This is a genomic window from Streptomyces smaragdinus (genome assembly GCF_009604385.1).
GTDB classification, from domain to species: domain Bacteria; phylum Actinomycetota; class Actinomycetes; order Streptomycetales; family Streptomycetaceae; genus Streptomyces; species Streptomyces smaragdinus.
In genome coordinates, this window is the sequence record NZ_WEGJ01000013.1 from 52,525 (window position 1) to 65,852 (window position 13,328).

The 13,328-nt window shown below is 71.7% G+C and carries 9 protein-coding genes; 8 read left to right on the forward strand and 1 reads right to left on the reverse strand.

The features are described from left to right. The first annotated feature begins 98 nt into the window (after nucleotides 1–98). From SRB5_RS18225 to SRB5_RS18250, 6 genes are all read left to right on the forward strand, one after another. Entirely contained in the window at nucleotides 99–2,606 is a 2,508-nt protein-coding gene (locus SRB5_RS18225; protein WP_153453267.1) for an ATP-binding protein, read from the forward strand. Nucleotides 2,607–2,773: 167 nt separating this feature from the next. Beyond that, a complete protein-coding gene (locus tag SRB5_RS18230) occupies nucleotides 2,774–4,627 on the forward strand; it encodes an ATP-binding protein (protein WP_153453269.1) in 1,854 nt (617 codons plus the stop codon). Nucleotides 4,628–4,848: 221 nt separating this feature from the next. Then, nucleotides 4,849–7,338 carry an ATP-binding protein gene (locus SRB5_RS18235; protein WP_153453271.1) on the forward strand — a complete coding sequence of 830 codons (2,490 nt, stop codon included), beginning with the start codon at nucleotides 4,849–4,851 and terminating at the stop codon, nucleotides 7,336–7,338. A 329-nt stretch (nucleotides 7,339–7,667) separates the two neighbouring features. Further along, nucleotides 7,668–10,091 (forward strand): M4 family metallopeptidase, encoded by a 2,424-nt coding sequence (locus SRB5_RS18240; protein WP_323378113.1) that lies wholly within the window; start codon nucleotides 7,668–7,670, stop codon nucleotides 10,089–10,091. A 182-nt stretch (nucleotides 10,092–10,273) separates the two neighbouring features. Next, nucleotides 10,274–10,705 carry a hypothetical protein gene (locus SRB5_RS18245; RefSeq protein WP_153453275.1) on the forward strand — a complete coding sequence of 144 codons (432 nt, stop codon included), beginning with the start codon at nucleotides 10,274–10,276 and terminating at the stop codon, nucleotides 10,703–10,705. A 111-nt stretch (nucleotides 10,706–10,816) separates the two neighbouring features. Then, nucleotides 10,817–11,611 carry a hypothetical protein gene (locus tag SRB5_RS18250; protein WP_153453277.1) on the forward strand — a complete coding sequence of 265 codons (795 nt, stop codon included), beginning with the start codon at nucleotides 10,817–10,819 and terminating at the stop codon, nucleotides 11,609–11,611. Here the strand turns inward: SRB5_RS18250 and SRB5_RS18255 are convergent, their stop codons facing one another. After that, nucleotides 11,612–12,034 (reverse strand): ATP-binding protein, encoded by a 423-nt coding sequence (locus tag SRB5_RS18255; RefSeq protein WP_323378114.1) that lies wholly within the window; start codon nucleotides 12,032–12,034, stop codon nucleotides 11,612–11,614. A gap of 156 nt (nucleotides 12,035–12,190) precedes the next feature. On the opposite strand from SRB5_RS18255, the gene SRB5_RS18260 reads away from it, so the two are divergent. Then, the gene (locus SRB5_RS18260) at nucleotides 12,191–13,138 is read left to right on the forward strand and encodes a helix-turn-helix domain-containing protein (RefSeq protein WP_153453279.1); all 948 of its coding nucleotides are present in this window, start codon (nucleotides 12,191–12,193) and stop codon (nucleotides 13,136–13,138) included. Beyond that, nucleotides 13,030–13,296, forward strand: a complete 267-nt coding sequence (locus tag SRB5_RS18265; protein ID WP_153453281.1) for a DUF397 domain-containing protein — start codon at nucleotides 13,030–13,032, stop codon at nucleotides 13,294–13,296. Before SRB5_RS18260 ends, SRB5_RS18265 begins: the two co-directional genes overlap by 109 nt. Nucleotides 13,297–13,328: the final 32 nt, after the last annotated feature.

Consider the following 13,328-nt stretch of genomic DNA (forward strand, 5'->3'; position numbering starts at 1 on the left):
GCTGTCACAAACCGCGCGCTTGAATTGTCTCCGGAGTGCACGAATTCTGTCTCCGGAGTGCATACGGCCCGGAGGCGCCGGACGGATGAGGTGGGTTTGTGGGTACGGCTGAGGCTCCGTCCGGGGTCGGGGAGCTGCTGCGAGGGCTGCGCCGGGAGGCCGGGCTGACGCAGGAGGAGCTGGCTGAGGCGGCGGGGCTGAGCGTGCGTGCCCTGCGTGATGTGGAGCGGGGGGTGGTGGCCACCCCGCAGAAGGAGACCGTGCGGCGACTGGCGGACGCGCTGGGGCTGGTCGGTCCGGTTCGGGACGGGTTCGAGGCGGCGGCCCGGGGGCGGGCGGTGGCGGGTGGGGTGGCGTCGGCCACGCGGACGCTGCCGCGGGACATCGCGTCGTTCACCGGGCGGCAGGGGGAGCTCGAGCAGTTGGTGGAGGCCGCGGCGGGGGCCGGTGGGGTGATCGACATCCATGCCATCGACGGGATGGCGGGGGTGGGGAAGACGGCGTTGGCGGTGCATGTGGCGCATCGGGTGGCGGACCGGTTCCCCGACGGTCAGATCTTCCTGCCGCTGCACGGGCATACGCCGGGGCAGGAGCCGGTGGATCCGGAGGACGCGCTGGCCAGCCTGCTGCTGACGGCGGGGGTTCCGGCTGGCCGCGTGCCCGTGGGGGTGGAGGCGCGGACGGCGCTGTGGCGGGACCGGCTGGCGGGCAAGCGGATGCTGCTGATCCTGGACGACGCGGTGGGCAGCGATCAGGTGCTCCCGTTGCTGCCCGGTGTCGGGGGCAGTCTGGTGCTCGTGACGAGCCGGCGGATTCTGTCCGCGCTGGACGAGGCGACTCCGGTCAGTCTGGATACGTTGCCGGTCGAGGAGGCGGCGTCGCTGTTCGTTCGGCTGGCGGGCCGTCGGGATCTGAGCGCGGATGATCCTGGGGTGGCGGAGATCATCCGGCTGTGCGGGTATCTGCCGCTGGCGATCGGGATGGTGGCCCGGCAGCTGCGTCATCATCGGGCCTGGACGGTGGCCGGGCGGGCCGCCGAGCTGGCGGCGGCGGTGGACCGGCTGGAGCTGATGGTGACCGAGAACCTGTCGGTCGCCGCGGCGTTCGACCTGTCGTACGAGAACCTCGACGCGGATCAGCAGCGGCTGTTCCGGCGGCTCGCCCTGCATCCGGGCCCCGAGGCCGACGCCTGCACCGCCGCCGCCCTGGACGGCACCACGCCGGACGAGGCGCGCCGGGGGCTGGAAGCGCTGTACGACCAGAACCTGCTGACCGAGTCCGAACCGGGGCGGTACCGGATGCACGACCTGATCCGCGAACACGCCCGCGCCCTGGCCGTACGCGACGATCCGCCCGCCGACCGGGAACGGGCGGTTGACCAGCTGCTGGACTACTACCAGCACACCGCTGCCCGTGCCGAGGCCCTCATCGCCCGTCAGACCCGCCCCGGCCCGGCCGCCGCGCCGGGTGCGATCACCGTCGCGGGTCCCGCCCCGGCCGACGGTGAGGAGGCGTGGGCCTGGCTCCGTACCGAGAAGGCCGGCCTGCTCGCCTGCCTCGATCACGCCGTCGGGGCGGGCCTGCACGCCCGGGTCGTCGCCCTGACCGCCGGGCTGGCCGAGCTGCTGCGGCGCGATTGTCCGTGGGGCGAGGCCATCGGCCGTCATCAGGCCGCGATCGAAGCCGCACGAAGGCTCGACGACCGGTTCGGCGAGGCCAGTGCCCTCCATGACGTGGGGATCATGTGGCGGCTGTCGGGTGATTATCCGGCCGCTGTCCGGGGTCTCGAGCAGTCGCTGGGTATCTACCGTGACCTCGGTGACGGGCTGGGCCAGGCCAACGCGCTTTACCGACTGGGGGACGTGTGGCGGCTGTCGGGTGATTATCCGGCCGCTGTCCGGGGTCTCGAGCAGGCCCTGGGTATCTATCGTGACCTCGGTGACCGGCTGGGGCAGGCCAACGCCCTCTGGGGCCTGGGGACTGTGTGGCGGCTGACGGGTGATCGTCCGACTGCGGCCCGTGCGCTGGAGCAGTCGCTGGGTATCTACCGTGATCTCGGCGACCGGCTGGGCCAGGCCAACGCCTTCTGGAGTCTGGGGGTGGTGTGGCGGCTGACCGGTGATTATCCGGCCGCGATCCATGCCCAGGAGCAGGCGCTCGGCATCTTCCGCGAGATCGGCGACGGGCTGGGCCAGGCCAACGCCCTCCTTTTTCTGGGGATCGTTCGGACGCTGACGGGTGAGTACCCGGCCGCTGCCCTGGCCCTGGAGCAGGCGCTGGGCATCTACCGCGACATAGGCGCCAAGTTCGGCCAGGCCAACGCGCTCAACGAGACCGGGAACCTGCATCGGGCCACCGGTGACCTCACGCAGGCCGAGGCATGCCACCGGCAGGCCCTGGATCTGGCCCGGGCCGTCGCCAGCCCGTATGTCGAGGCGGACTCCCTGGCCGGCCTGGGCCGCTGCGCCCAGGCCGCCGGCGACATCCCGCGGGCCGCGGCCCTCCTGCGGCAGGCCCTGGAGATCTTCCGGCGGATCGGCTCTGCCGAGGCCGATGAGGTCGCCCGCGATCTGGCCGCTCTCGGTGAGCCGGTACCACCCGCGTGACCCGCCACCGCCCCGGACGCGGGCACGGCCCTGCGGCAGCGGCCGCCTTTCGGGGCGTGCCGCTCGCCGGTCGTAACAAACCGCGCGTTTGATTTGTCTCCAGAAGTGCATGGGGATTGTCTCTGGAGCGCCCGCGTTCGGTGGTTTGTGGATGAGGTGGATGTGCGGTGGTTACGGCTGAGGCACCGGCGGGGGTCGGGGAGCTGCTGCGGGGGCTGCGGCGGGAGGCCGGGCTGACGCAGGAGGATCTGGCCGAGGCGGCGGGGCTGAGTGTGCGGGCTCTGCGGGATGTGGAGCGGGGGGTGGTGGCCACGCCGCAGAAGGAGACGGTGCGGCGGCTGGCCGACGGGCTGGGGCTGGTGGGTCCGGTTCGGGACGGGTTCGAGTCGGCGGCCCGGGGGCGGGCGGTGGCGGGTGGGGTGGCGTCGGCCACGCGGACGCTGCCGCGGGACATCGCGTCGTTCACCGGGCGGGAGGACGAGCTTCGGTGGCTGGTGGATGCGGCCGCCGGGGTGGCCGGGGTGGTCGACATCCATGCCATCGACGGGATGGCGGGGGTGGGGAAGACGGCGTTGGCGGTGCATGTGGCGCATCGGGTGGCGGACCGGTTCCCGGACGGTCAGATCTTCCTGCCGCTGCACGGGCATACGCCGGGGCAGGAGCCGGTGGATCCGGAGGACGCGCTGGCCAGCCTGCTGCTGGCGGTGGGGGTCGCGGCCGGGCAGGTGCCGTCGGGGGTGGAGGCGCGGACGGCGTTGTGGCGGGACCGGCTGGCCGGTAAGCGGATGCTGCTGATCCTGGACGACGCGGTCGGCAGCGAGCAGGTGCTTCCGTTGCTGCCCGGTGTCGGGGCCGGCCTGGTGCTCGTAACCAGTCGACGGCACCTGTCCGCGCTGGAGGACGCCACGGTCGTCAGCCTGGATACGCTGCCGGCCGGTGAGGCGGCCGCGCTGCTGATCCGGCTGGCGGGCCGCCGGGATCTGAGCCCGGACGATCCGGGGGTGGCGGAGATCATCCGGCTGTGCGGGTATCTGCCGCTGGCGATCGGGATGGTGGCGCGGCAGCTGCGTCATCATCCGGCCTGGACGGTGGCCGGGCGGGCCGCGGAGCTGGCTGCCTCCGTGGACCGGCTGGCCTTGATGGCGCTCGAGAACCTGTCGGTGGCCGCGGCGTTCGACCTGTCGTACGAGGATCTGGACGCGGACCAGCGGCGGCTGTTCCGGCGGCTCGGCCTGCACCCGGGGCCCGAGCTCGACGTGCACGCCGCCGCCGCCCTCGACGGCACGTCGCCGGCGGCCGCGCGCCGGGGACTGGAAGCGCTGTACGACCAGAATCTGCTCTCCGAGATCGCCCCGGGGCGGTACCGGATGCACGACCTCATCCGCGAGTACGCTCGTGCCCTGGCCGGCCGGGACGATCCGGCCGCCGACCGGGAGCGGGCCCTCGCGGGGCTGCTGGACTACTACCAGCACGCCGCCTCCCGCGCCGAGGCCCTGATCGCCCGCCGGACCCGCTCCGGCCCGGGGGAGGCTCTCGTACCGGCCGACGACGAGCAGGCGCTGGCCTGGGTCCGTACCGAACGGGCCGGCCTGCTCGCCTGCCTGGACCACGCCGCCGGGACAGGACTGGACGCCCGGGTCGTCGGGCTCACCGCGGGCGTTGCCGAACTGCTGCGCCTGGACGGGCCGTGGGCCGAGGCCGTCGTCCGGCACCAGGCCGCGATCGACGCCGCACGCCGGCTCGGTGACCGGCTCGGTCAGGCCAACGCCCTCTGCGGCCTGGGGGCCGTGCGGAAACTCATGGGGGAGTATCCGGCCGCGGCCCGGGCGCTGGAGGAGGCACTGGACCTGTACCGCGAACTCGGCAACCGGCTCGGTGAGGCCAACGCCCTCCAGGAGCTGGGGAACCTGCGGCAGCAGACGGGCGAGTACGTGACCGCGGTCCAGGCTCTGGACGAGGCTCTGGGTATCTATCACGACCTCGGCAGGCGGATCCCCCGACCCGCGGCAGGAGGCCGGTGAGTATCCGGCCGCGGCCAGGGCGCTGGAGGAGGCGCTGGGGATCTGCCGCGAACTGATTGCCCTGGCTGCGCGTTGATCCCGGTGTGAGCGGCCGCCTCGCGGGGCGTACCGCTCGCGGGTTGTCACAAACCGTCCGCTTGAATTGTCTCCGGAGTCGCACGGGTTCTGTCTCCGGAGCGCGGACGGCCGGGAGAGTACCGAGCGGATGAGGTGGATGTCGGGTGGGTGCGGCTGAGGCGCCGGCCGGGGTGGGGGAGCTGCTGCGGGGGCTGCGGCGGGAGGCCGGGCTGACGCAGGAGGAGCTGGCCGAGGCGGCGGGGCTGAGCGTGCGCGCCGTACGGGACGTGGAGCGCGGGGCGGTGGCCACGCCGCAGAAGGAGACCGTGCGGCGGCTGGCGGACGCGCTGGGGCTGGTGGGTCCGGCACGGGACGGATTCGAGGAGACCGCGCGGGGGCGCGGGGTGGCGGTGGCGACGCGGACGCTGCCGCGGGACATCGCGTCGTTCACCGGGCGGCAGGGGGAGCTCGAGCATCTGGTGGAGGCCGTCGCCGGGGAGGGCGGGGTCGTCGACATCCACGCCATCGACGGGATGGCCGGGGTGGGCAAGACGACGTTCGCGGTGCATGTGGCGCACCGGCTGGCCGATCAGTTCCCGGACGGTCAGATCTTCCTGCCGTTGCACGGGCATACGCCGGGGCAGGAGCCGGTGGATCCGGAGGACGCGCTGGCCAGCCTGCTGCTGACGGCGGGGGTCGCTGCGGGGCAGGTGCCGGCGGGAGTGGAGGCGCGGGCGGCGCTGTGGCGGGACCGGCTGGCCGACAAGCGGATGCTGCTGATCCTGGACGACGCGAGGGGCAGCGAGCAGGTGCTTCCGCTGCTGCCCGGTGTCGGGGCCAGCCTGGTGCTCGTAACGAGCCGTCGGCATCTGTCCGCGCTGGAGGACGCGACCCCGGTCAGTCTGGATACGCTGCCGGCCGGTGAGGCCGCCGCGCTGCTGATCCGGCTGGCGGGCCGCCGGGATCTGAGCGCGGACGATCCCGGGGTGGCGGAGATCATCCGGCTGTGCGGGTATCTGCCGCTGGCGATCGGGATGGTGGCCCGGCAGCTGCGTCATCATCGCGCGTGGACCACGGCCGGGCGGGCCGCGGACCTGGCGGCGGCGGTGGACCGGCTGGAGCTGATGGCGACCGAGAACCTGTCGGTCGCGGCGGCGTTCGACCTGTCGTACGAGGATCTGGACGCGGACCAGCGGCGGCTGTTCCGGCGGCTGGGCCTGCACCCGGGCCCCGAGGCCGACGCGTACACCGCCGCCGCTCTGGACGGTACGACGGCGGCCGAGGCGCGCCGGGGCCTGGAGATGCTGTACGACCAGAATCTGCTCACCGAGATCGCCCCGGGGCGGTACCGGATGCACGACCTGATCCGCGAGCACGCCCGCGCCCTGGCCGGCCGGGACGATCCGCCCGGCGACCGGGAGCGGGCCGTCGACGGGCTGCTGGACTACTACCAGCACACCGCCGCCCACGCCGAGGCCCTCATCGCCCGCGAGTCCCGCCCCGGCCAGGCCGCTTCGCCGGTGGCCGCCGAGGCGCCCGCCCTGGCCGACAGCCGGCAGGCGCTGGCCTGGGTCCGCAGCGAAAGCGCCGGCCTGCTGGCGTCCCTGGACCAGGCCGCCGGGGCGGGCCTGCACGCCCGGGTCGTCGCCCTGACCGCGGGGCTGGCGGAGCTGCTGCGGCGCGACGGTCCGTGGGTCGAGGCCGTCGGCCGCCATCAGGCCGCGATCGACGCCGCGCGCCTCCTGGGCGACCGGCTCGGCCAGGCCAACGCCCTCCACGACCTGGGGACCGTGTGGCGGCTGACGGATCAGTACGAGGCCGCGGCCCGGGCCCAGGAGGAGGCGCTGGGCATCTACCGCGACCTCGGCGAGCGGCTGGGCCAGGCCAACGCGTTCACCGAACTCGCGGGGGTGCGGCGGCTGACGGACGACTATCCGGCGGCGGGCCACGCCCTGGAGCAGGCGCTGGGTATCTTCCGCGAGCTCGGGGACCGGCTCGGCCAGGCCAGCGCGCTGCACCGCCTGGGGGACGTGCGGCGGTTGACGGGCGACTATCCGGCCGCGGCCCGGGACCAGGAGCTGGCGCTGGGCATCTACCGTGACCTCGGCGACCGGGTCGGCCAGGCCAACGCCCTCTGGGCCCTGGGGATCGTACGGCGGCTGACGGGCGACCATCCGGCGGCGGCCCATGCGCTGGAGCAGGCGCTGGGTATCTTCCGTGAGCTCGGGGACCGGCTCGGCGAGGCCAACTCCCTGCTCTTCCTGGGGATCGTACGGCGGCTGCGGGGTGAGTTTCCGGACGCCGCTCATGCCCTGGAGCAGGCGCTGGCCATCCACCGTGAGCTCGGCAACCGCTTCGGCCAGGCCAACGTGCTCAACGCGACCGGGAGCCTGCACCGGGCGACCGGCGACCTCGCCCGGGCCGAGGAGTGCCACCGCCAGGCCCTGGACCTGGCCCGGTCCCTCGCCGGCGCGTACGTCCAGGCGGACGCCCTGGCCGGCCTGGGCCGCTGCGCCCTGGCCACCGGCGACGCCCCGCGGGGCGCGGAGCTGCTGGGGGAGGCGCTGGCGATCTACCGGCGGATCGGCGCCGCGGAGGCGGAGGAGGTCACGCGCGATCTGACGGCGCTCAGCGAGCCGGGGCGGCTCGGGTGAGCGCGACGGCGGGGTGCTACGGCGCCCCCGCACCCGGAGGGACTTGCGGCGGGTTCGTCCGGCAGCGCCCGTCGGCGTAGCTGTGTCGCCGGTGTAAAGGTTTGGGGTCCGTGGCGTGTCGGATACGGGGAGACCGCATGTCATGTCCCTGTTGTCCGGAAGGGTCGCCATGACTTTACCTACTCAAGGGTATGCGCGCTGATGACATGGACGAGTCAAGCGTGCCATTCTTCCCCCTGACCGTTATCCCTGCCGGTCACAGCGGGTTCACCGCCCGTCCGGCACATCCTTCGGCCACCACCATGGCCACTGACGGACAAGGACACCGAGTGAATTACCCAACCCCCCGCAGACGGGCCGCCGGCACCGGTCTGCTCGCCGCGGCCGCGCTGATCGCCGTAGGCATACCCGCCCTGCCGGCCGTCGCCGCGCAGCCGACCGCCGCCCTGCCGACCGCGCCCAGCGCGGCACCGCGCAGCGGCAGCCTCGCCGTGGATCTCTCGACCGCCCAGCGCGCCGAGCTGATCAAGAGCGCCGAGACCAAGGCCGACGGGCACGCCAAGAAGCTGAAGCTCGGTGCCAAGGAGAAGCTCGTCGTCAGGGACGTCGTCAAGGACGCCGACGGCACCCTGCACACGCGTTACGAGCGGACCTACGACGGCCTGCCCGTCCTCGGCGGCGACCTGGTCGTCCACACCGGGCCGAGCGCCGGCCACGCCGACCTGACCGTCACGTTCAACAACAAGCACGCCATCGAGGTGGCCTCCACCACCGAGACGATCGCGAAGGCCGACGCCGAGTCGAAGGCCCTCACGACCGCGAAGGCGCACGACGGCAAGACGGGCACCCCGAAGGCCGACGGCTCCCGCAAGGTCGTCTGGGCCGGCTCGGGTACGCCCGTCCTCGCCCGCGAGACGGTCGTCGAGGGCTTCCAGCACGACGGGACCCCCAGCCGGCTGCACGTCGTGACCGACGCGAAGACCGGCGCGGTGCTGAACCAGTCCGAGGACGTCAAGACCGCGACCGGCAACAGCATGTACAGCGGGACGGTCAACCTCAACACCGTGCTGTCCGGGTCCACGTACCAGCTGACGGACTCCGCCCGCGGCAACCACAAGACGTACAACCTGGCCCGCGGCACCTCCGGCACCGGCACGCTCTTCACCGACGCCGACAACGTCTGGGGCACCGGCACCGCGTCGAGCTCGTCGACCGACCAGACCGCCGCGGTCGACGCCGCTTACGGCGCCCAGGTCACCTGGGACTTCTACAAGAACACCTTCAACCGCACCGGCATCGAGAACAACGGCGTCGGCGCGTACTCGCGTGTCCACTACAGCAGCGGCTACGTCAACGCCTTCTGGGACGACAGCTGCTTCTGCATGACCTACGGCGACGGCTCGGGCAACACCCACCCGCTGACCTCGCTCGACGTGGCCGCCCACGAGATGAGCCACGGCGTCACCGCGGCCACCGCGAACCTCACCTACAGCGGTGAGTCCGGTGGTCTGAACGAGGCCACCTCCGACATCTTCGCCGCCGGCGCCGAGTTCGGCGCGAGCAGCACCGCCGACCCCGGTGACTACCTGGTCGGCGAGAAGATCAACATCAACGGCGACGGCACCCCGCTGCGCTACATGGACAAGCCGAGCAAGGACGGCGGCTCCAAGGACTCCTGGTACTCGGGCATCGGCAGCATCGACGTCCACTACTCGTCGGGTCCGGCGAACCACATGTTCTACCTGCTGTCCGAGGGCTCCGGCGCCAAGACGATCAACGGCGTCTCGTACAACAGCCCCACCGCCGACGGCGTCGCCGTCGCGGGCATCGGACGCGCGGCCGCCCTGCAGATCTGGTACAAGGCGCTGACGACGTACATGACGTCCAGCACCAACTACGCCGCTGCCCGCACCGCGTCCCTCAACGCCGCGACCGCGCTGTACGGCGCCAGCTCGGCGCAGTACGCCGGTGTCGCCAATGCCTTCGCCGGCATCGGCGTCGGCGCGCACGCCACCCCGCCGGCCAACGGCGTCACGGTCACCAACCCGGGCTCCCGCACCGCCGTCGTCGGCACCGCGACCAGCCTGCAGATCCAGGCCAGCAGCAGCAACGCGGGCGCCCTCACGTACAGCGCGACGGGCCTCCCGGCCGGCCTGAGCATCAACTCCTCCACCGGCCTGATCTCCGGCACCCCGACCACGGCGGCCACGTACAGCACCACGGTCACCGTCCGGGACAGCGCCTCGCAGACCGGCACGGCCACCTTCTCGTGGACCGTCTCGCCCCCCGGCAGCAGCACCTGCACCGCGGGCCAGAAGCTGACCAACCCGGGCTTCGAGTCGGGCGCCACCGGCTGGTCCGCCACCTCCGGTGTCATCACCACCGACCCGGGTCAGGCGGCGCACGGCGGCTCGTACAAGGCGTGGATGGACGGCTACGGCACCACCCACACCGACACCCTGCAGCAGTCGGTGACCATTCCGGCCGGCTGCAAGGCGACGTTCACGTTCTGGCTGCACATCGACAGCGACGAGACGACGACGAGCTCGCAGTACGACAAGCTGACGGTGACCGCCGGTTCGACGACGCTGGCCACGTACAGCAACCTCAACAAGGCGTCGGGCTACAGCCAGAAGTCCTTCAGCCTGAACTCGTTCGCCGGACAGACCGTCACCCTGAAGTTCAACGCGGCGGAGGACGTCACGCTGCAGACCAGCTTCGTGGTCGACGACACCGCGCTGAACGTCAGCTGACGCTCGGCAGGCCGGTCCCCCGGGACCGGTGAAGTGTGACGGCGGGGCCTTCGCGGGTGAATATCACCGCGGAGGCCCCGCTGTCGTTGCTCCACCCGGTTGACGTTTCGCCCGGCTTGTTTAGCTTTGGTGATCTTCGGGACATCTATTGATCGTTTCGGAACCGATCAAAGGAGCATCACATGTCCCTGAAGAGGTCCATGACAGCCGCTCTGTCCACCGCCGCCTTCGTCGCCACGCTGCTGACGGGAGCGACGGCGCAGGCGGCGGACGCGCCCCCGGACGGCAGGACGACGGCATCGTCGGCCGACACCAGCCAGCGGATCGCGGCCGGGCGGACGAGACCGGGTGAGGGCTGGCAGCAGTACTACTGCTGCGGCATCTACCTCGACGTCGACACCTCGTCCGCGCACTTCAGTGGTCGCCCCGTCTACACGTCGAGCATCGGCGGCGAGGGCAACCAGTGGGAGCTGACGGGCACCAGCGCGATCTACTCCCCGACGGCCACGGGCTTCCGCATCTACCTCCGGTGGAGCAGCGGCGCCCCCATCACCCCGGCCGTGGCGGCGGACCGGCGGTGGTACGTCAACTGGATCGGGGTCGACAACCCCTGAGCCTGACGCCGGAAGCGCCGGGTTACCACCATCGATGTTACTAACATGGATGTTAGTAACATCGATGGTGGTGTCATGCCGCGTATGCGGCGCTGGGCAGGGGGCCGTGGCATGTCGCGGGGTATTCGGTTCGTCGTGCTCGGTCTGGGGCTGATGCTTCTCGCCGGGTGCGGGGACAAGGTGGCCGGGGCCGGTGGGGTGCCGCCGTCGGAGGCGTCCGAGGGTGCGCGGTGGACGCTCGCCAGTCCGATACGGATCGACGGTGTCCGTACCGCGGACGGCGGGCGGTCCCTGGTGGTCGGGGCCGAGGTGCCTGACGGGCCGCGGCCGTGTGTGCGGTCGCTGCGCGGTGAGGTCGACCACGTCGGGGACGGTGTCGTGTCCGTGCGTGTCACGTACGAGTCCCCGGCCGGGGACCGGGAATCCGGCTGCACCGGGACGCGGCGGGTCGAGGTGCCGGTGCAGCTGGACGAGCCCCTCGGGACCCGGAAGGTCGGGGTGGGCTACCCCGGGAACCTCTTCACCCCCGTCGGCGCCACGCCGCCCGCCCTGCGCAAGTGCGGTGAGAACGGGTGCGATCCCACGCCGCCGCGGTGTACGCCCGATTCCTACCGGCAGGCCGTCAACAGCACCGACATCGCCGATCACACGCACTCGGAGGAGCGCGGCTGCGACGGCAAGTGGCTCGTGCTGGACCTGTCGACCCGGATGGGCCCGGCGTGCGGCGAACCCGGTGACGGGTGCTCATCGTCGTCCGTCTCGCAGCGTTGGTTCTACCGGGCCGGGGAGTCGGGGTGGCGGCCCGTCGCCACGAGCGGGGACGCGGGGTGCGGGGGTGTGCGGAAGGTCGTGCCGGAGTTCCCGGAGGGTCTGTGCGCGTCGCTGCCGTCGCTTCCGCGCGACTGATCAGCGGGGGATGTCGGCCCACACCGTCTTGGCGCAGGTGCCGCGGGGGACGCAGCCCCAGTTGCTCGTTAGGGCGTCCACGAGCAGCAGGCCCCTGCCCTGTTCCGCGGTGTCGTCCGGGGGGACGAGGACGGGGTAGCGGTCCGGGCGGGTGTCGGAGACCTCGATGCGGATCGTGTCCGTGAGCAGGCGTACGCAGAGGCCGAAGTCGCGGCCGGGGGTGCGGCCGTGCGTGACGGCGTTGAGGGCGAGCTCGGCGGTCACCGTCGCCACCGCCCAGGCCAGGGGGCCGTCGGTGGGGAGGCGCCAGCGGGTGAGCTGGTCGACGGCGAGGCGTCTGGCGAGGCGGGCGCCTCGGGGGGTGGAGGAGAGGCGGAGGGTTAGGCGGGGGGCTTCGGGGGTTACGTTGAATGTTGGTTTCACACGGTAACCGTGTCGTCACTCGGATAGTCTGACCAGGTCGGACTGCCGGACCCGGCGTGATGTGAGGGCCTGCGACGGGAGTTGTACGGGCCTTTGACCGCCCCCGGCCGTTCGGTGACCGGAGAACAGACGTCTGCACGTGGGGACGTGGGACACATGAGCAGTGACCGAGCGAAGAAGCGCAGCGCCAAGGGCGATGATCGGCCGGCCATCTGGGTCGGCTACGGACAGCTCCTGAAACTCCTGCGCGAACGGGCGGGGGTAACCCAGCCGCAGCTCGCGGAGGCCATCGGCTACTCGTACGAGCAGGTCGCCGCCGTGGAGCAGGGGCGCAGGCCGGCTAAGGCCGCGTTCACTGCGGCGGCCGAGAGGGTCATGGACGCGAACGGCGTCCTTGACGCCCTGCAGCCAGCCGTCGACCAGGCCAAACTCCCGCTCTTCTTCCAGAACTTCGCTTCGATCGAGTTGGAGGCGGTGAGCCGGTTCGACTTCGATCCGGTGGTACTGCCGGGGCTGCTGCAGACCGAGGAGTACGCGCGGGCGCTCTTTGTCACGGCATGCCCGCATATGGACGAGGAGACGGTCGAGCAGCGTCTGGAGGCTCGGTTGTCCCGGCAGGCGCAGCTCTTGGGTCGGAAACCGATGGTGGACCTCTCGTTCATCATCGGTGAAGGCGTGCTGTATTGCCCCGTCGGTGGAAGAGATTCCATGCGAGCGCAGCTCCGCCACCTGTTGGAGATCGCGCACCTGCCCAATGTGGCGATCCAGATCATGCCTATGTCGCACGGTGCTCATGTGGGGCTGGACGGGCCGATGGTTCTTTTGGAGACGACAGAGAACCGCCGGTTCGCCTACTTCGAGTCGCACCAGGCAAGCATGGTGATCAGCGACTCGAAACAGGTGGGCGTGCTTGGCCTGCGTTATGGCAAGCTGCGGTCAGAGGCTCTGAACGTCGAGGAATCGGCACGACTCATCGAGCACGTCATGGGAGAGACATGGTTGCCCAGCAGGCCGGAAATGATCTCGGCCCGTTCAAGTGGTTCAAGAGCAGCTACAGCGGCCCCTCCGGAGGCAACTGCGTCGAAGTTGCCTTCGAGTGGGTGAAGAGCAGCTACAGCGGACCGGACGGCGGCAACTGCGTCGAGGTCGCCATCGATACTCGAGCCGTCCACGTTCGCGACTCGAAGAACCCCACTGGCCCGGCCCTCCGCGTGACCCCCGAGGCATGGACGGCCTTCGTCGCGTTCGCCGCGGAACTCTGAACCTCTGCCCCGACGACACGAAGGGCAGGAAG